Annotated in this window: 14 protein-coding genes and 1 pseudogene; 12 read left to right on the top strand and 3 right to left on the bottom strand. The window is 58.4% G+C overall.

Annotation, left to right across the window (positions count from 1 at the left end; translation table 11 throughout):
* Positions 1-10: 10 nt before the first annotated feature.
* The 5 genes from FDW81_RS15985 (at position 11) to FDW81_RS15965 (ending at position 9,172) form a co-directional block, all read left to right on the top strand.
* Positions 11-2,656 carry a Z1 domain-containing protein gene (locus FDW81_RS15985; protein WP_138135200.1) on the top strand — a complete coding sequence of 882 codons (2,646 nt, stop codon included), beginning with the start codon at positions 11-13 and terminating at the stop codon, positions 2,654-2,656.
* The gene (locus tag FDW81_RS15980; protein WP_138135199.1) at positions 2,641-3,636 is read left to right on the top strand and encodes a PD-(D/E)XK motif protein; all 996 of its coding nucleotides are present in this window, start codon (positions 2,641-2,643) and stop codon (positions 3,634-3,636) included. The genes FDW81_RS15985 and FDW81_RS15980 overlap by 16 nt, the downstream gene beginning before the upstream one ends.
* Positions 3,629-5,875: a hypothetical protein gene (locus tag FDW81_RS15975; RefSeq protein ID WP_138135198.1), complete on the top strand. Its 2,247-nt coding sequence runs from the start codon at positions 3,629-3,631 to the stop codon at positions 5,873-5,875. The genes FDW81_RS15980 and FDW81_RS15975 overlap by 8 nt, the downstream gene beginning before the upstream one ends.
* Before the next feature lie 102 nt (positions 5,876-5,977).
* Entirely contained in the window at positions 5,978-6,787 is an 810-nt protein-coding gene (locus tag FDW81_RS15970; RefSeq protein WP_138135197.1) for a hypothetical protein, read from the top strand.
* Between the two features lie 807 nt (positions 6,788-7,594).
* Entirely contained in the window at positions 7,595-9,172 is a 1,578-nt protein-coding gene (locus tag FDW81_RS15965) for an SIR2 family protein (protein WP_171027249.1), read from the top strand.
* A gap of 525 nt (positions 9,173-9,697) precedes the next feature.
* On the opposite strand, the gene FDW81_RS15960 is transcribed toward FDW81_RS15965, so the two are convergent.
* Positions 9,698-10,204: a hypothetical protein gene (locus FDW81_RS15960; protein WP_138135195.1), complete on the bottom strand. Its 507-nt coding sequence runs from the start codon at positions 10,202-10,204 to the stop codon at positions 9,698-9,700.
* Between the two features lie 330 nt (positions 10,205-10,534).
* A complete protein-coding gene (locus tag FDW81_RS15955) occupies positions 10,535-11,206 on the bottom strand; it encodes an NUDIX domain-containing protein (protein ID WP_138135194.1) in 672 nt (223 codons plus the stop codon).
* Between the two features lie 93 nt (positions 11,207-11,299).
* Between FDW81_RS15955 and FDW81_RS15950 the strand changes: the two genes are divergently transcribed.
* The 6 genes and pseudogenes from FDW81_RS15950 to FDW81_RS15935 all read left to right on the top strand — a co-directional run bounded on the left by FDW81_RS15950 (position 11,300) and on the right by FDW81_RS15935 (position 15,962).
* Positions 11,300-12,265: an ARPP-1 family domain-containing protein gene (locus FDW81_RS15950; protein WP_138135193.1), complete on the top strand. Its 966-nt coding sequence runs from the start codon at positions 11,300-11,302 to the stop codon at positions 12,263-12,265.
* A pseudogene (locus FDW81_RS18515) lies at positions 12,262-12,543 on the top strand (ADP-ribosylglycohydrolase family protein); the annotation flags it as partial. The gene FDW81_RS15950 and the pseudogene FDW81_RS18515, both read left to right, overlap by 4 nt.
* Positions 12,544-12,674: 131 nt before the next feature.
* Positions 12,675-12,863 (top strand): hypothetical protein, encoded by a 189-nt coding sequence (locus tag FDW81_RS18510; protein ID WP_240720353.1) that lies wholly within the window; start codon positions 12,675-12,677, stop codon positions 12,861-12,863.
* Positions 12,864-12,938: 75 nt separating this feature from the next.
* Positions 12,939-13,352 (top strand): dual specificity protein phosphatase family protein, encoded by a 414-nt coding sequence (locus FDW81_RS18230; protein WP_205754628.1) that lies wholly within the window; start codon positions 12,939-12,941, stop codon positions 13,350-13,352.
* Positions 13,353-13,381: 29 nt separating this feature from the next.
* A complete protein-coding gene (locus tag FDW81_RS15940) occupies positions 13,382-14,383 on the top strand; it encodes a homing endonuclease associated repeat-containing protein (RefSeq protein WP_240720347.1) in 1,002 nt (333 codons plus the stop codon).
* Between the two features lie 10 nt (positions 14,384-14,393).
* Positions 14,394-15,962, top strand: a complete 1,569-nt coding sequence (locus FDW81_RS15935; RefSeq protein WP_138135191.1) for a hypothetical protein — start codon at positions 14,394-14,396, stop codon at positions 15,960-15,962.
* Positions 15,963-15,997: 35 nt separating this feature from the next.
* Here FDW81_RS15935 and FDW81_RS15930 read toward each other — a convergent pair whose 3' ends face one another.
* Positions 15,998-17,347: a hypothetical protein gene (locus FDW81_RS15930; protein WP_138135190.1), complete on the bottom strand. Its 1,350-nt coding sequence runs from the start codon at positions 17,345-17,347 to the stop codon at positions 15,998-16,000.
* Between the two features lie 131 nt (positions 17,348-17,478).
* On the opposite strand from FDW81_RS15930, the gene FDW81_RS15925 reads away from it, so the two are divergent.
* Entirely contained in the window at positions 17,479-17,736 is a 258-nt protein-coding gene (locus tag FDW81_RS15925) for a hypothetical protein (RefSeq protein ID WP_138135189.1), read from the top strand.
* The last annotated feature ends 384 nt before the right edge of the window (positions 17,737-18,120 follow it).

The raw sequence follows: 18,120 nt of genomic DNA, 5'->3' as shown, positions 1-18,120 counted from the left end.
CAGGAGTCACATGAATCCGCAGTACATTCGTCAGATAATAATGCGTCACGTCCGTCAGGACGGGATGACTCTGCAGGAAGCCGCCCGGACTCTGCTGAGAGGCATGGGCGGCAGCCAGCAGGTAAAGGGCGTGATACGTGACGTTCTGAAATCCATCCGTCAGGAGTTAGAGCTTAATGCTCCCCTAGGCAATGGCACCATCACGAGGCCAGGACAAGACGAAGAACAGTGGTACACCGGTGTCGAAGAGGGTGACCGGTTTTGGCCTGCGTACAGGGCCACCCTATCTACTGGGTCACTGGCGTCTGTCATACCGGATATTGATGCAAGCAGCCATCAGATTGTTTCCAGACTCGCCAACCCGAGAACCAAGGGCAGCAAGAGAAAAGGCCTTGTCCTGGGATATGTGCAGTCCGGAAAAACAGCAAACTACACTGCGGTAATGAGTAAAGCCGCTGATGCGGGATACCAGCTGTTTATCGTCCTAGCGGGCATGCACAACAACCTCCGCAGACAGACTCAGGTAAGGCTGGAAAAGGACCTTCTCGGCGGCCATGACTGGCACAAACTTACAACCCCGGATGCCGATTTCGGGCATACCGCAAGCGGTTCCGCTCTTATGAAGAACGGCGTCCACACCGCGGCGGTGGTGAAGAAGCAACGGCAACGATTGGAGGCCCTGCGCGACTGGTTGCGTGCCGTACCTCTTGAGCTTCGAATGAGTTGCCCCGTGCTGTTGCTTGATGATGAAGCCGATCAAGCAACACCGAACACAAAAGCCGAAAGCGATGAGCTGTCGAAGATCAACGAGCTCATCCGTGAAATTTGGCAAGAGATTCCTACCGGAACGTATGTCGGCTACACCGCCACACCTTTCGCCAACGTGTTTATGGACCCAAGCGATGAAAGAGAGCTATATCCAAGTCACTTCATCATGAGTCTGCCGAAGCCGGCTGCATACTTTGGAGCAGAAAAGCTCTTTGGAAGTTCTACAGCTGGTGAAGATGGTGAAGTCGACGATGGGATGGACGTCATCCGGTTCGTACCTGACGAAGACTCGGAGCTGCTTCGGCCACCGCACAAAAAAGAGGAGCGCGTAGACTTTCAAGCTTCCATTCCTAAGAGCCTTGAGGACGCTATCACGTGGTTCATTGTTGCTACAGCGATACGCAGGGCTCGTGGACAGGCGGATCAACACAGCTCCATGCTGGTCCACACTACCCACTTCACCGATCCGCACTTCAGCATGAGGGACGAAATTCAATCCCTCCTGAAATCGCTCATCTGTGATGCGGAGTTGGGTCAGCTTGCACAGTTCGAAGAGGCATGGCTCAACGAGCATTTACGCGCCGCGGAAGTTGCGAGCAGTGAAATGCCCTCATGGAATGCAGTTTCATCGCACCTAATGGAAGTGCTTATGTCGTGCAGGGTTGTTGTGGACAACTCCGAATCTGAAGACCGCTTGGACTATGAACGCAAGGACGATGAGGGCCACCCATTAGTTGAGACCGTCATCGCCGTTGGCGGCGGAACTTTGTCGCGAGGCCTCACGCTTGAGGGACTGGTTGTTTCGTATTTCCTACGGACTTCCAGTAACTACGACACCCTCCTCCAAATGGCAAGGTGGTTTGGATACCGACCCGGATATGAGGACCTGCCCCGCATTTGGATGCCAATGGAACTTCGCGATGATTTCGAGTTCCTCGGGCTGATTGAAACTGAGCTTCGCAGGGAAATCGCGCAATTGATTGAGATGGGCCTGACGCCCGGCGACTTGGGTGTGAGAGTTCGCGCACATCCGGGGCGCTTGGCAATAACAGCTCGCAACAAGCTAGTTCATGCTGAAACGGCAAGCCTCTCCTTCACCGGGCAAAGGCTCCAGACCTTCATCTTGGATAAAAACCCAAAGACGATATCTAACAACCAGGAGGCTACGGTCAGCTTGATTGGCCGTATCAAGGCAAACGTTGTGCCGATGCCCGAAGCTGCAGCTTGGCTGGCTAAAGATATTGAAGCGCACGTGATCGCTGACTTTTTCCGTGACTACGAAGTCCACCGCAGCCAACACAACATGCATGGCGACCATATCGTGCAGTGGCTGGAGACGGTGGCTGCCCACACCAAGTGGAACGTCGCCGTAATGGGACGCAGGGACGACGCCAATAGCGCAGACCTAGGCGAGCTGGCGCTAGGGCTGCCGGAGCCAATCCCCGCTATCAACCGTGCCCCCCTTATAAGTTCACAGCCTGGACAGGCAAACATCAAAGCCCTCTTGTCCCAAAGCGACTGGGTGGCGGACATTCCACCTGACCTGGTTCCTTCGTCTTCCGAGCTAAATGCGGCAGGATATCGGAACCTCCGTCAGGAACACGCTGACGGTAATGGCTTACTGACAATTCATGTCGTGAGCGGCCGATCTGTACCTATGCGAAAACCTCGCCCGGGTTCGCTACCCACCCGAGAGCCAATGAACGTCGAGGGACAGATGGTCGCAATTGGTGTCGTCTTTCCTGGACAGGAACAAGTTGCTGATGAGCGAGACGGAAACTACTACGTGGTACGTACAGATTGGGAAGTGCCTGAAGGCGACCTCGATGAATTTCCTGCGGACAACGAGGAATCTGAGGATGATGACTTCTCATGGCTGACGGCGTAACCGCTTCTGCCCTCGCTGAGGGGTTTTTTTACCTGCAAGCGGATGCGAGGCACCAACTTACGCAGATCCTGACACGACAATTTAAGGATGTGCCAGGGATCGGTCCGGTCCTGATCGGGATGGACCCAGACGGGTTGCGGCACTTACTTATCCCAGTGCCAAAAGACACAGTCCTCCCTAACGGTCAGACTACTGGGACACTCCGCTTCGGCATTATCGATATGGGACTCAAAGGCAGGTTTTTGGATCTCACATGTACAGAATTGCCGCTGTCCTACGTCTTCGAGCGGCTTTGTGCTGATGTGATGGACCGACTAGACGGCGCCACCGCGGCAGTGGCCACAGTCAAGGCGACTTTGGACGATTGGCGAGCCCTCTTTAGCGGAGGTTCAGTCGAGCTCAGCCGCGAGTCACTTATCGGACTAATTGGCGAACTCGACGTTCTCGCCGGTCTTGCCCGTCATGAGCCAGTCGCCGCGCTCGAAAGCTGGGTGGGCCCCAGCGCTGCCCTACATGATTTCGCCTTAGGCGGAACGTCCCTGGAGGTGAAATCGACATCCAGTCAAGATGGCAGCAAGGTCACCATCAGCAGCCTTGAACAATTGGATCCACTTACCGCGAACACGCTCTATTTAGCAGTCGTACACGTTCGGCCCGACACTTCAGCGCCTACGGTTGACGATCGGATTCGTTCGTTAATCGAGTTGGGTGTCCCTAGCTACAAATTGATACAAAAGGTTGCTGATTATGGACATGTATTCGAATCCGGAAAAAACAACACCGCGCTTTTCTCCCTGCAAAACATTCGCTACTGGCTAGTTACCGAAAATTTTCCTGGTCTCCGACGCAGCGACCTGCAGAAGTCTCGTCTCGTAGGTGTGGAACGAGTGAAATACGACCTTTCAGTCGATACCGCTGGTGTTGTTTTGACAGCTGAGGAGCGGATGGAGATGGAGAAGAAATTTGCCTGGGATGACTGAGCGCGAGCTATTTGAAGCCCTAGCTCCTGTAAAATCCCATTTCTACGGATCGAAAGTTACACCTGGAACTGTTCTTGCCGCCTATCTACGAGCTGCGGGAATGTCTGCTGGGGGTGACGATTGGCAACTCGCCAAGGCGGCCTTTGATGCAGGAATGAGTTTCAAGGAAGCGGTTGAGGAGGCGTCAGCTGCGGCCAAGCGACGTAGGAATCCCGTCGCTTTTCCCATCCGCGATGCGGCCGCAAACCCTAAAATGAGTGCCGACCCTGGAATGTCCGTCAAAAAAGTGAAAAGTGACGAAACAACCGGTAGCCCCATCCCTGACTTTCGACTTCCTCGAGCGGACACCAGCCCCCGAACGCTCCTCACAGCCCGCCGAGAGGCTAAAAATTCTCTTGATACTAATACTGGGAAGCTTAAGTGGTTTCCAAAGGTCTGCGGCCCAGGTGACATCATCGGCGACGGAGCCAAGAAGCTGCTGGGCCAACCCAAGCTGGACCCGATCGCACTACTGGTGCGAGAGACAGCCCAGAATAGCTGGGATGCCCGCCTAGCAGACTCTATCGACTTCACTATCAATTTAAGAAAACTTTCGCTGGCGCAGCAAACGGCTCTTCGGGACCGTATTTTCACCGGTTCACCTCAAGTTCTGGGACTAAATGAATCCTTGGCGCAACAAGAATTGTGGGTCCTCGAAGTTAGTGATCGCGGCACTAAGGGACTGGGTGGTCCTGTTCGCAATGACCTCCCCATCGATCCGCTAGAACCGACAGACTTCATAGACCTCATCTTCAATATTGGTGCCCCCCGGGATGTGCACCTTGGGGGCGGCACATACGGATTCGGCAAGACCGTTGGATACCTCCTCAGCCGTTGCGGCACCACGCTAATTTGGTCACGGTGCAGAACTGCAAGCGGCATCGAAGACAGACTTATCGGGTCCGCCATCGGAGGAGGCTACGAGGATGCGAGGAACCGCTACACGGGAAGACATTGGTGGGGCACTAGTCCCACGGATCACGAAGGTATCGAGCCTGCTTTGGGTCACGCTGCCAAGTCTCTGGGCGAGGCAACTTTCAGTACCAACTTCGAAGTCGAAGACACCGGAACCTCGATCCTAATTGTCGACCCTGATTTGGGAGGTGACAGCCCTGCCGAGTACGCAGCCAAAATTGCAGAAGCTGCACTCTGGAATTTGTGGCCCAAGTTCGTGCCTACCTCCGATGGCTTGAGACCAATGACCATGCAAGTTCAGCTGAATGGCGAAAATGTTCCGCTCCCGGCCCCTTCGAATCATCCAGTACTAAGCGCCTACGTGGAATGTCTTCAGGCGGTTCGTACCGCGCAGACGGGAAACGGACTCCCCGCCTCCGGGCTTGTCTCCCTTGAAGAAGTTTGGAGTCAGCGCCCTCGAAAGCTGCTAGGGCACTTGGCCATGACTCGCTTTGTCTTGTTCGACCAAAAAGACGACGGTTCCTCGGAGGTCAACCCTATCCCCGGCGGGTCACATCACGTCTGTCTAATGCGTCATGCGGCTGAACTTGTCGTCCGCTACGACGAGGGCTGGGCCCTGGATCAGCCTGGCTACCAGTGGGCCGGGGTGTTTCGCCCGGTGGCAGGGGCGGACGACTCCTTCGCGCTGTCCGAACCACCGGCCCACGACGACTGGGTTATCGAGTCCCTAAAGGATCGCCGCCAGAAGAGCGAGGTGAAAGTCGCATTTACTCGCCTCCGTGAACTGACTCGCTCCTTCGTCGCGCCTTCGACTGACCGGTATGAGCACGGCGAGATGATCACGCAGCCGACAGTCGGACTAGCAGAGGCTTTGGGCGGGATACTGGTCGCATTGGGAGGAGTACCAGATCCGCTAACGCGTGCGGCCACTCGAAGTCGGGGCAAGCGAGTCAAGTCCATCCGCCCGACGGTAACAGTCTCCGACCGTCAGCTTGTTGCCTCCCCTGTCCCGGCATCCGTAAGGGCAGTGCTGGCCATGACAGCGCAAGACCCGAATGACAAGGTTGTATGTCTGGCGGCTGACGTCAGCGCCGTCTCAGATGGAGGTGACGAGTCCCTTGACAGCTCCGATCTGAAAGTGCACTGGTCACCGGGCCCTTTGGGTTCTGCTTCTGGCGGTGGCGTGCCCGGGTTCTCTTATCAGTGCCCGTCGGGAACAGAAGTCCTACTAACCATCGATTTCCCTGCGGACATCGCACTGGACATCGAAGTGAGGGTGGTTTAGGCGATGCCCTCCAAAATTCGAATGATGCCTCATCGGACAGCAGCGCCATCATGTCTGGTTTGGAGACCTTGGCGCATATCTACTGGCTCAGAATTTCGTGAGGTGACGACTTCTGTCGAGGGGTGGGATTTTAGCACCGATTGCACTCTTCGCGGCGAGGTGGTGATCAACGCAGCCGAACTGCTTCGCAGTACGGGCCTTCTCTCAATTGAGCACGTTCTGCTGGTGGCGCAGGTTGAGTGCAGCTCAACCTTAGTTCGAACAACCAATAGTCTGTTCCTCTCCGAGGATAAGGGTTCCGCTTACACAGTGGATGTCCGCTTACCACCAGGCCAGTACGCATCGCAGATCTCAGCCTCACTCCACTTGGTACTCGGCCATGACGTTCCTACTGTCCCAGACCCGACTATCGCCTCCCGTACGGGTGCCCGGTTGGCCTCCTCGGAGGTATCGAAACTTGAGCTCGGGGCAAAGGGCTCCCTTTTTCCCACCGAGGCCCTAGATTTCTCCGGTAGTTTGCCGTCCGGCGTACCGTGGCTTATGAACCTCACCTACGAAGACTTGGATGACGCCTTTCTTGGAGCGGCACGTCTGTTCGTCAACACCGCCCACCCCGCCGGCCGGGTCGCGCTAGACAATGAGCATGCAAATGCCCCGCTAATTCGCTCGGCACTGAGAGTGGACATAGTCCGGTCTTTGATACTTCAAGTGGCGTCCCAAGAGAGGTCTGTATTTGACGCGTCACGGGAGTTCGACCCGGAGTCAATAGGACACGTCATTGCCTCTTTTTGTAAGCACGAGTTCAAAGCGGACCTAGCTTCGGTTGCGCGCATGATCACGAGTGATCCCATTGAGTTCGAGACCAGAATGCAAGCCGCTTTCGGCTACCTGCAACAACTGGATGGAGAGTAATGCTCTACGTTTATCCACGTCTTTCGAGGGGACATTCGCTCTCTCGCTTGGCGGAGATTCGTGAGGTCTCTCAACTTGACCCGGAGCGCCTTGCTGACTTGATTCAATTCCAGCACCCTAACTCCGCTCCTGTTGCAACAGGAACACTCGTTTCTACTGATCGACTTACGACGATTCGGGAAGAAGTTTCGCTAGAGATGGAGGACTGGAAGAATCGCATAGTCGGAACCAGCTCAGCGTCGTACGATAGCCGGCTGGGCACCATACTGCATAGCAGCTTGAAGATAGTCCCCGCCGATGCCGCCAGTGAGGATGTTTGGAATTTCCTCTCTCTTATGCTGTTCCCTGACTTTTTGTACCAGAGGTTTCCTAACCTGTCGGACGAACGATGCTTGGGCACTCCTCGAAACACTCTCAGGCGGGTCTGGCTGCGTCGAGAAATTCTAGGTGATCTGCTAACGGCAGGCAGCCCGATTCTCGGCGAGGACGAGCTCGTGGGTCTATTCGAAAGGACTGCGTTCGTCCGCAATCGACGGTTGGTCCGTGTGGTGGCCGAAGTGGTGCTTAACTACAAAGGGAATGGCGCTCGGTCTGAATTTGCCCGCAGACTATATAAGAGGGTACGTATGTCGACCGGTCCTTTCCTCTGGGATGTAGTCGGCATTGACCAGATCCGTAGCAATGTAGAAAGAGCAGCTCATCATGTCAGCCAGCAAATGCATTGAATTGAACCGCGCTCATGATCTCTGATTCAGCAATCGCCCTCAAGAAACAAAGCCCATGACACAACCCCACATATATGTAGCAATGGCCGACATCCTAAATCTAAAATGTGACGCTTGGCTGCTTCCTACTGACTCAAGCATCCGCATCGAGCAGCACTGGTTAGCTGCGCATCCCAACCTACGTCGTTTAGCCAGCGCGGCTGCCTCCGGCACTTTCCGCAATGGCAGAGCGTTAGCTGAGCCGATCGCACCCTGGGACTCAGCAGAACCACTACCAGTCATGACAGCCGTCCCCGATGATGGGAGCTGGCAACATGACGCAGTCGCCGAACGACTTGAAGCCTTCGTAAGTAGTGCCGTAGCTGCTGTTCCAAGCCCGGAACATCGTCCGTACCGACTGTTGGCCTTGCCATTTTTTGGTGCCGCCGGAGGAGGTGCGGGAAACCACCTTGGCGCTGCACTTCGCGCCATCTTGGACTCCTCCACGCAACTGGCCTCGACCTACGGGGTCGACATTGTCCTGGTACTCAGAGACAAGGCTGCCTTTTCATTGGCCCAAAAGTTGCGTCGCGAAGCACGAAATTCCTCAACCTGGCCCTCCCTTGGTGACCGGCTGCATAAGCGCGCCCGGTCTCTCGGTGAGAAGGCCAAAGCGGGACACCTGGTTCCTTTTCTGGGCGCCGGCGTCAGCGTTAGCGCGGGAGCACCTAGCTGGAGTCAGCTCCTCGACCAGCTCAGGACAGGTATCCGACTTACAGCGACTGAAGCAGCCGCCTTCCAGCGTATGAGTGTTCTGGATCAAGCTGGCGTTCTGGAGCAGCTTTACACCGATCAGCATGGCTCCAGGCAAGCCTTTGGAGAGGCCGTAGCAGCTGCTGTCGACTTGCCCAGGTACGGCTTGGCACCTGCTCTGCTTGCCACCCTGCCCTCGCCAGGTGCCATTACACTCAACTACGACAGGCTCTTCGAGACTGCCTGCGCGGACGCTCAAAGGCCACGTACGGTATTGCCGGAAGACGTTCCTGCAGTCGGCAATGACTGGTTGCTGAAGTTGCACGGATCAGTCAGCGAGCCGGAAAGTATCGTACTTACCCGGGATGACTACCTTGGTTACAAGAGCAACAGAGAAGCGCTTTCAGCGCTGGTCAAAGCACACTTGTTGACGCATCATCTGCTTTTTGTCGGCTTCGGCCTTGCGGACGATCACTTCCATGAAATCGTCCACGACGTCAGGCGTGCACTCCCCACCGATGCTTCCAAGAATCACCAAATGGGCACGGTGCTATCGCTCTTTGAAGAGCCGCTGCAGAAACTCGTCTGGGACGGCAAGCTGGACCTCCTGTCGATGTCCAACAGCGCGTCGGAAACGAGCTCCGGACAGAACTCGACTCAGACTGCCCTTGCCGCCGCGGGAAGGGAGCTGGAGATCTTCTTAGACATGCTGGCGGCTTACGCCACTGAGAGCCACTCTTACCTACTGGCTCCCGCCTACAACCGCGGACTCTCGCAAGACGAAAGTACACTTCGGCAGCAGCTTCTGGCACTCGCCAAAAGACCCAGATCAGAGGCAACGGCCGAGGTTTGGGGAGTTATTGACGGGGCCCTCGCCAGTCTTGGCTTCCGTCCTGACAGCAACTACGAGCTGAAGGAACAGCCGTGAAGGTTGATGTGTGATAGATCTGGTGACCTCCTTTCCTCATCACACGGAAGCCTTAAATGGAGAAGCGGGAGATGGCACCAGGGGGAACGCTACGCCGAGGATGTGGGTTCAGGACCGCACGGCTGAATGCGATCGATCGCGCATCCTAGGCAGAGGAACTCGCGACTCCGTGCGCTGTTGATGGAAGCTGAATCAGGGGAAGTGGAAGAGTCAAAACGACCCAACCGCAGTTGAATAGCGCTCAACCCCGCAGACACGTTCGTCATCACGATGGCGCCAAGCAGCCCTAACCGACACATGCTTTTCCTCCGAGTGGCGTGTCCGGCTCAGGGCCTCGGTTTGATAACCTTCGAGCGGGCGTCGAGAAACCCGAGAAACGAGCGTTCAGGGGGTCGGTTTGTCGCGCAGGAAATCGTTGACGCGAACTCCGAGATGCCATCATGAATAGAGATTCGTGCAAGTCGAGGCCTGGAGTTCCGTGGAGACGCAAAAGGATAGTGGGGAAAGCTGATTCTCGCGCACCCATCAAGCATTCACGGCATATAGTTCACCCTCGAGGCTTACCGCGAGAGCACCAACATTTCTTTGCAGGGTATCGAAGCGATGCATCATGGAAAGAGGGGGCCGATCATCAGGAAAGTGGACAAAGCCGTCATCATCAAAGGCCGCTACGCTGTTGCCATTCTTGTATAAGAGCCAGAACCCATCAGCTGCCGGAGCCTGACCTCCGCGCCCGTAAACGAATTCGAACTTGTCGATGGCAGATGGAAATTCCTCCAGTGCATTGCTAGGTATGAAGTCCCGCTCCTGCGCGTCATAGTAACTGCAGGAAAAAGCCCTCCAGGTGTCTCTGGACCAGACATTGGTAGCGATCAACTTTGCCAAGAGCCTATAAACAACGGTTTTCTCGGTGGTCGTCAGCGCGTGGTCTGGAACGTTGATCAGCAATTGTCGCTCAATTGTGGCTACGGCATCTCGGGCTGGCATACCAAGAATCTTGTCCCAGCCGAACGCCCAAGGATTGTTCTCCATTGCCGTCGACAACTGCTCGATTAGGAATCTCGCGGGACAGGAAGGCAAGCAAATTGCGTGAACTGCTGTCGAAAATTCCCAAGGTCTGGTCTAATCCCAGCGTTTCAACACACGTGATGAGTTCTAAATTCTTGTGTCTTCTCACAATTTCAGACGCCAGCCACCAACTGTGGGCGGCTAATGAATTTGCATGGGCGGAAGAAAGCTTCACACTGCTCCTAAAGGGATCTGCGACGGCCACGAATTGTCTTCGCTCGCCACTTTAGGACGACAGGAGCTCAGAAGCGAGCAAATCTTGCGCGTCTATATTCTATTCTGTGTATGCTTTCGCTATTCACCGCCCCGCCTCCACAACCGCGAAGGCCTCCCCCGCGTCCCGTCCGACATCTGTCCGGTCCCGGTCAGCTTCGGCTCCATAAACCGTCGGAACGTGTCGCGCATCAAAGGCGCGCCAGCCACCACCTCATGCAACTCGCGCAGATCCTTCAGGGTGAACGGCTCATCCAAAAGCGCCCCGGGATCAGGCTCCTCCGTGTAAGCGGCACGCAGCCACTCCACCGCCTTCGCCACGATGTCCGCATGCCCATAAGGCAGCCCGGCGATCAGCTCCGGCTCCCCGGTCACGGAAGCCAGCCGGACGCCGTCGGACTTCAACGCCTCCTCCAAAACGGCCAACGGCACCACGTCGACGTGCGCCACTGACAGCACCCAGCCGCGGTCATCCCTGCCAGGTTCGTCGAACACGTGCAGCTGCCGCGGCACCCGCCCGGAGATCCCGGCTTTCTCCCGCAGGCACCGCAGCACCGCGTCCGCTAACCTCTCGCGTTCACGCAGGAATGTTCCCGGCAGGGCGCACTTTCCGTGCTGGTGGTCCTCCGCGCGCCGGACCAGCAGCACGCACACACTCCCCTCCGAAACCGTCAGCACCGCGGTGTCCACCGCCACCGACGGCCGCGGGTAATCGAGCAGGGACTGACCAGGGCTGTTCTTGGAATCCTTCACACCTCCATTTATCGCAGTCTTACGCTAAAGAAGCAACACGTGCATACTGGATCCAATTAGCGCAGAAATGCGATAAATCACTAGGAGGTTCTCATGAAAGTTCCCCAGCTCCACGTCGGCTCCGGCAGCAGCCTCGGCCCGCTCAGCATCTTCCCCGTCTGGACCTCCGGCCCCGGAAGCCTTGGCATCAGCACCGGCACACACGCCGACGTCGCCGTCACCGAACTCGCCAGCGGTGCCCAGGTGTCCCGCCTTACCGTTACCAACAACGGCCCGCGCCCCGCACTGTTGCTGGAAGGGGAGCTGCTCGAAGGCGGCCAGCAGCACCGGACCTGCGCCAGCGACGTCGTCCTCGGCCCGGGCGAAAGCCGCGACATCGACACCTTCTGCGTCGAGGCCGGCCGCTGGGAAGCGGGACAGCACAGCCACCGCCGGCAGGCGCGGCGCGCGCCGCTGAACGTGTGGTCCGAGCTTGCCAGCGGTATGAACGGGCAACGGGGTGGCGACCGGCAGGACCGCATTTGGGAACGGGTCCGCCGCTTCGACGCCGCCCGCGGCGCCTCCGCCACCAGCTCCCTCCTCCAGCACATGGACTGGTTCCAGGACAACAAGGAGGAACGGAACCGGTTCAGCCCCGCGGACGCGCCCGACCCGCTGGAGGGCCAGCGCGGCGTGGTGATCGGCCTGGCCCGGCAGCCGCTGCTCCTCGAGGTCTTCGGCACGCACACGCTCTTCCGCCGCCACTACCGGCAGCTGGTCGAGTCCGAGCTGCTGGACCTTGAGCTCCTGCCGACCCAGGCGCTGGCCTCCGGGCCGATGCCCGGCCAGCGCGCCCGCGACTTCGCCGCCCGCGTGCAGGCGATGGACTTCGGAACGTTCGACGGCGGCGCCGCGGCCGTGGAGATACAGAACCACGGTTCCCTCCGGAGCCGCAACGTCACCCGCTCCGCCGGGGCGGTCACCGCCGCCGGCATCGCCGTCGCACTCCCCCAGCGCACGCCCCAGCTCGCCCACCTGGCCGGCTGGAACACCCACCACCCACTGATGGAGATGGCATGAAACTGAACCCCCTGCAGAATGACCGCGCCGCCGGCGTCCTCGTCGCCATGGCCGCCGGCGACGCCCTCGGAGCCGGCTACGAGTTCGGCGCCCCGCTGCCGGACGGCGCCGAAGTCAGCATGAAGGGCGGCGGCCCGTTCGGATTTGCACCGGCCGAGTGGACCGACGACACCTCCATGGCCATCCCGATCGCCCAGGCCTTGCTGGAGTCCGCGTCCGACGGCGGCACCTCCTCACCCGCGGCCCTCACCGGCGTGGTTCGGGCGTGGACCGCTTGGGCGGCGGAGGCGAAGGACGTGGGTGTGCAGACAAGTTCGGTGATCGCTGCCGCCAGGCGGCTGGCTCTTGCCTCCGGCCGCGAAGTTCAGGCCGCTGACTTCACCGTCACGACACCGATACCGTTGCCGCCATCGCCGGGGGCCTGCTGGGAGCTGCTTACGGCTACACCGCCGTGCCTTTCGAGTGGCGCCGGCGGCTGCGCGGCTGGCCGGGGATGCGGGCGCGTGACCTGATGGTTCTGGGCATGGAACTGGGCCGGGGCAAGGGCCGCCGGCACCTGTCCTGGCCGCGGGCGGAACGGCATGACTACAGCATGTAGAGCCGCACGGACTCCCTGGTTCGGCATCCGCACGACGACGGCGTGTGGCTGGGCGGGGTCGGCTCACTGGAGCGGGTGGCTGAGTTGGGCATCGACGCCGCGGTGTCGTTGTGCCGGCTGGGCACTCTGGATATGCCGGGCGTAGCGCGGGAAGACCATGCCACTTTCTGGGTGGTCGACTCGGCTGTTGAAGGCGACAACGCACATGCCGCCTTTGTCCTCGGGGAGGCGGCGGCCGCCGTCGAACGCTTCCGGGCGGAAGGCAAGACCGTACTGCTGCACTGTGTCCGGGCGGAGTCCCGCACCCCTACTGTTGCGGCCCTGTATGGCGCCCGTGTTGCTCGAATTTCTCCGATAAAGGCGTTGGAGGACGTGCGGCGGGCCCTGCCTAATGCCCGGCCAAATCCGCTGTTTCTGCGCCTTCTCGAAGATTCGCAGGCTGCCGGCCATCACGCGCCCACCAAAGCCACGGCTGCCGCTGCCGAGTAATGTCCGAGCCTGCTGATAGGAATATGACCATGACAACAACCCCTGAACTCAGCCGGGAGCAGCGCGATGCCGCAATGGTTGAGCGCTACGCCGACGGCGAGACGCTGGACGCCATCGGCCAGAGCTTCGGCATCACCCGCGAGCGGGTCCGGCAGATCATCGCCAAAGTGGGCGGAACGAATGCGGAGGAATCTCGTAGGAACCGGATTGCGGCACGAGAGGCCGCTACCCGCGCGGCGCACGAAGCCTTCCTCACAGAGTATGGAGAACTTGCCCGGCAGATGGCGAAGCGTGGTGTGACCCGGCCAGATGCCGTGCTGAAGCTGCAGGCCCTATACCCGGCGATCGACGTGGACCTGGCCGAGGAAGCCCTGAGGGCGTCGGACATCGTTTTCTCCAAGTCCCAGCCCGATGACATCTTTTCCAAAGAGGCGGTGGCGGCCGGCATTTGGTTCCTCCTGGGATCGAATCTGAACCTTACGCCGGACTATGGGTGGGCAGCTGTGAACTTGGACCTAAACCTCATGAGCGAAGTCCGTGCAGCCTTGGAATCGGCCGAAGTTTCCCCTGAGGACGTGGCCACCATCTTGGGGGTCATCGGCGCTGCCCGAAAGCACGTAGTGGAGAATCCGAGTGCAAGCATCACCGGTGCCCGCTACCAGGAACTGCGCGAGGAACTCGTGGTGGCTCTGGGGCTCGTTCCCAAGCAGGGGGCTTTCCCGTGGCCGCCCACCCGGCAAACCGTCATGAAGCGCTTTGGCGGGTGGAACGAGGCCCTTGAAGCAATGGGGATCGGGACCACGAAGCAGGGCCGATCAAAAGGGCTGCTGAAGTTCACCCGCGAAGACTATGACGATGCGGTGAGTGATTTCTGCTTTTACGCCAAAGCAGCCGAAACGAATGCGACGTATGCCGCCTACGACGACTGGGTGAAGCACGAGCTGGCCGCTGGCCGCTCCCGCCCCTCCGGGGCGTCGGTTAGGAACATCTACGGCACCTGGGCTGATGCCCTGCGCTCGGTGAAGGGGTAGGCGAGAAGCATTGGGGGAAATTGTCGGCAAGGAACAGCACCATGTGGGCATTCGTGTGCCGTCAGACTGGATAATCGAGTCTGACTTTATGGACTCGTATAGGAAGGGCGATCCCCTCCGTGCGATCGCCAGGGAGGCGGAGTGCGACCTTGAAGAGGTCTGCCTCCTGATCATGGCGGAAACTAGCCCAAGCGACGAGTTGGAGCGCTCACGCGCGGTTCGACGGCGCGCGTCGGCCACCAACGAGGTACTGCTCGCCAATGAGGAAATGGTTGAACGGCTCCACGCCTCGGAAATTGATCGCGATGAAATACCCAAAATTTTAAAAGCACTTGGTATTTCCATCGACATCCCGACCGCCGCGGAGCTGCTGCACATCCCGGGCATTCCCGGGGGTCAACCGGTCGAGGAGATCCCGGCACGGCGGGTTGGTGACAAGCTAAGCCTGCTTTATCTCGCGGGAGTCCACCACCAAATAGAACCGGACTACCAATTGGCCTTGGGAAAGATGTCCCTCACCGCGGTGTCGGAGCTCCGGAGAATTCTGAATTCACGCTTGCCATATCGGCGCATGGCAGAGATTCTAGCCGTCATCGAAACTACAGCTCTTGCTATCCGAGCTAGAACAATCACGACCATTTCTCACGAGGACTACGAGAGCGCTATGCAGGCAGCGTCGAGGCGCCTTGGTTTAATTACGAACGACCCAGATGATCCTTGGCCCGTTGCGGGACGAACCTTGCGTGCACGCTATGGTCACGGGTCCTGGGAAAGTTTGCTGAACTCGGTGGGACTGCGACTTCTGTCCAGTGACCACCGCTTCACAGATCTGGACTACTTGGACGTCCTCGACCGTTCCACCGAGGAATGCATGCAATTCGGGAATCCCATGGACATCGGGTTTTACGACCAGTGGATCATCGCGGCCGCCGCCGTGGGAGAAGAACATCCCTCAGCCGTAGAGCTCATCCGTCGCTACGGTAGCTGGGAAGCCGCCATCGAAGCCATACTCCCCCAAGAGGAAGAAGCCGACCAAGAGCCGGACACTCACGAGTTCTACTGGGGCTTTCCATTTGGAGCTGAGGATGAAAGCTTGGCCATCAACGAGGCGAAATCTCGGCGCGAGGCCGAGGAATGGCACCAAGCAGGCGAACTCATCGGCCAACTATTGGCAAAGATGCCATGGAACAGCTTTCTGCGCATCGAATACGACGGCAATGAGGAGATCACTACTCGGCCCTATGCGCAGGCCACGCCGAGCGCCGACGGTGTGTGGTGCGAAATAGTGTCTGAGCAGTACCTGCCGGCAGCTGAGTGGCCCATCAACAGGCGCTATTTTGAGAACAATGACTGGGCAGCACCGGATGAAGAGATTCCGTACTGGCGCAAGGAGCGGGTCCCGGTTGGTGAGGCAGGACATGTGATCGTGCGCGGCCTCCGACAAGGGCGGGGCTGCCAGGACGCAAACAAACTCCGCTGGAGCACGGGTGAGTTCCCGGCCGGACCAGGCCCGGATGGTGGCGTCACAATAGAACGGGCACTGGAAGGCGAAGTCCAGACGCTGCGGAATGCGTCCTAGGGTGAAGGGAAAAGATGGGCGTAAGTGCCTGCTTGCTACACCCTTGCTTTTTGCAGCGCGACGCCAGGAAGTCCCGGTGCAGCAAAATACATCGGCGTGTCATCAGAGCCGTGATCGGACGTGGACGAAGCCAGCTGCAACTGGGCGGCACCGTTCCACAGCCAGCCAACGTCAGCCGATGGCGCGATTCCACGGCCGGCAGTGCCCACAACCAGCGAGACGTTAGTCTGACTGGCAGTCTTGGCAAGAAATCCAGTCAGGGTTTCTACGGCCTTAGCCGACTCCTCGACTACAGCCTTGTCTGCGCTCCCTTTTGTAAGGGCATCAAGATCGTCAATGAAGATAGCGATGGGACGTGCCAAGTCCGCAGGAACCCGAAAGTCCCTTACGTCTTTAGTGCCCAGCCTTCGACAAGCATCGAGGCGTGGGAAAACTTGATCGCAAACTAGCCGCAGGAGTTCCCGCGCCTGCACGACTCCTGTCGACATAGCCTCCCGATGATGTCGCCAATTGGTGCTGAATGCGGAATCCGGGGCGGACGCGGCTACCCACGTAGGAACTCCAGATTCCTGCGCAGCCATGGCCATCGCTGCGATCAATTCCGACCTTCCGGGACGTGAACCACCCCGTACCACTAGGTTTTGCGCCCAGGCAGTCGAGAACTTGACCTCTTCAATCCCAATCGGCAGTTCCAGAAACGCATGCCCCTCGACTATGCCATCAGGTCCTAGAACGGGATTGAAAAAGGTTGACGGGGATCCGACGGGCCCTTCATAAATTGCCGTTCCATCAGGAATGACAGCATCCTTCAGGTCGCCGAGCAGGTATTGAGTGGTATCCGTCTGGTTGCGACTGCCGAACTGAATCCGGCAGGCATCGCCTAAACCACCGACAAGAAGCTTGGAGATGTCCAAGTCGCGACCAGCCAGCACCAGCGATGCTCCCCCTTGAGGGGGGTGAGACATTAGCCAGTCGAGCTTTTCGGCAAGGAGGGATGAGTATGAATGGGCATCAGCCTGGAGTAACTCAGCGCCGTTGACGATGACAGTTGTACCGCGCGGATCCTCATGCATTCCCCCAAAAATCTCGCCGACCTTCATACAGGCTTCCCCCATGGATCTGGAAAGTGTCCTCATGCCTTCCAACATCCATCCATAGTCACCTCCGACGAGGTCGATAACGTGCGTCGCACTGGTACGGCAAAACTGGCTGATGATGTCGTCGAGGTATGTCCTTCCCGTCGTCGCTGGAGCTTGACCGCGGATCAGCAGAATTCCTCCGCCTGCCGGCCAACGTTCAGCCGCATCACAGAGGTGGAGACGCCCGCCGTCAGGCAAAGTCCCAAGCATTACGGGGCGGTCATTCATGTGCAAGGCTCCGATCACGGTTGAAGGCTGGAAGAAAGTGTATTGCCAGGAACAGACACTGCCTCACAACAATTGTCGGACCTCGTATTCATAATGCTCTCAAGGGCTCGCAAAGATGCCTCGAAATACTTGGAGGAACCAAATGGCAGATGGCTACGAAGTTTTTGATACGGGGGCACAATAGGCTGGTTTTTCAACACCAACGGCTGAATGCACAGCAGGTCGAACAAGTCATGGCCGGGCTTCGTGCGCTCCATTTGAGTGGTGCCGAGGAGGCACGAATGGTGCTTTTGAAAGCATGCGGCCGACGCGTAACGCTGGTTACGGAGTTGTATGACGTGGAGCTCCACAAGGCGCTGGCCTACATTGCCCAGGAGAAGCGCCGTCGCTTACTTGAGCCGCGCTGACCTCGTGGGTCGAACAAACCCCCCTTCGTGTCGCCTGGACCAGACGGACGCCAAGTCGCCCACCGAGCTCGTTCGTCAGGATTGGACATCGCCGTCGTAACTTTCACCCGCTCACTCCACCGAATTCGCGTCACCGGGGGGGAACCGCTCAGGTGCCCGAACCCTTGCAGACCACATCCAACCCGCAATTCCGGGATTTTCCTCGGGCCGCCGGGACAGTCTCCATTTATGCAACTTCTGGTGACGCGAACCATGAATCCGATAATGACGGGCCGTGCTGATACAAATATGATCTGAAACATCTTCTGAACTCAGCGAGGAGCAACACCACGCTGCGGTGGCCGGAGCCTAAGAACCGTGCGCGTGCAAATGCGCAGCAGTGGA

The organism is Pseudarthrobacter sp. NamB4, from assembly GCF_005796185.1.
Classification (GTDB): Bacteria; Actinomycetota; Actinomycetes; order Actinomycetales; family Micrococcaceae; genus Arthrobacter.
This window is presented reverse-complemented; position numbering and strand designations above follow the sequence as displayed.

Excerpts from the sequence above, each read along its gene's own strand:
- FDW81_RS15940 (WP_240720347.1), top strand. The coding sequence starts at position 13,382 with ATGACAACAACCCCTGAACTCAGCCGGGAGCAGCGCGATGCCGCAATG.
- FDW81_RS15965 (WP_171027249.1), top strand. The coding sequence starts at position 7,595 with ATGGCCGACATCCTAAATCTAAAATGTGACGCTTGGCTGCTTCCTACT.
- FDW81_RS15975 (WP_138135198.1), top strand. The coding sequence starts at position 3,629 with ATGACTGAGCGCGAGCTATTTGAAGCCCTAGCTCCTGTAAAATCCCAT.
- FDW81_RS15980 (WP_138135199.1), top strand. The coding sequence starts at position 2,641 with ATGGCTGACGGCGTAACCGCTTCTGCCCTCGCTGAGGGGTTTTTTTAC.
- FDW81_RS15950 (WP_138135193.1), top strand. The coding sequence starts at position 11,300 with ATGAAAGTTCCCCAGCTCCACGTCGGCTCCGGCAGCAGCCTCGGCCCG.
- FDW81_RS15960 (WP_138135195.1), bottom strand. The coding sequence starts at position 10,204 with ATGGAGAACAATCCTTGGGCGTTCGGCTGGGACAAGATTCTTGGTATG.
- FDW81_RS15925 (WP_138135189.1), top strand. The coding sequence starts at position 17,479 with ATGGCTACGAAGTTTTTGATACGGGGGCACAATAGGCTGGTTTTTCAA.
- FDW81_RS15985 (WP_138135200.1), top strand. The coding sequence starts at position 11 with ATGAATCCGCAGTACATTCGTCAGATAATAATGCGTCACGTCCGTCAG.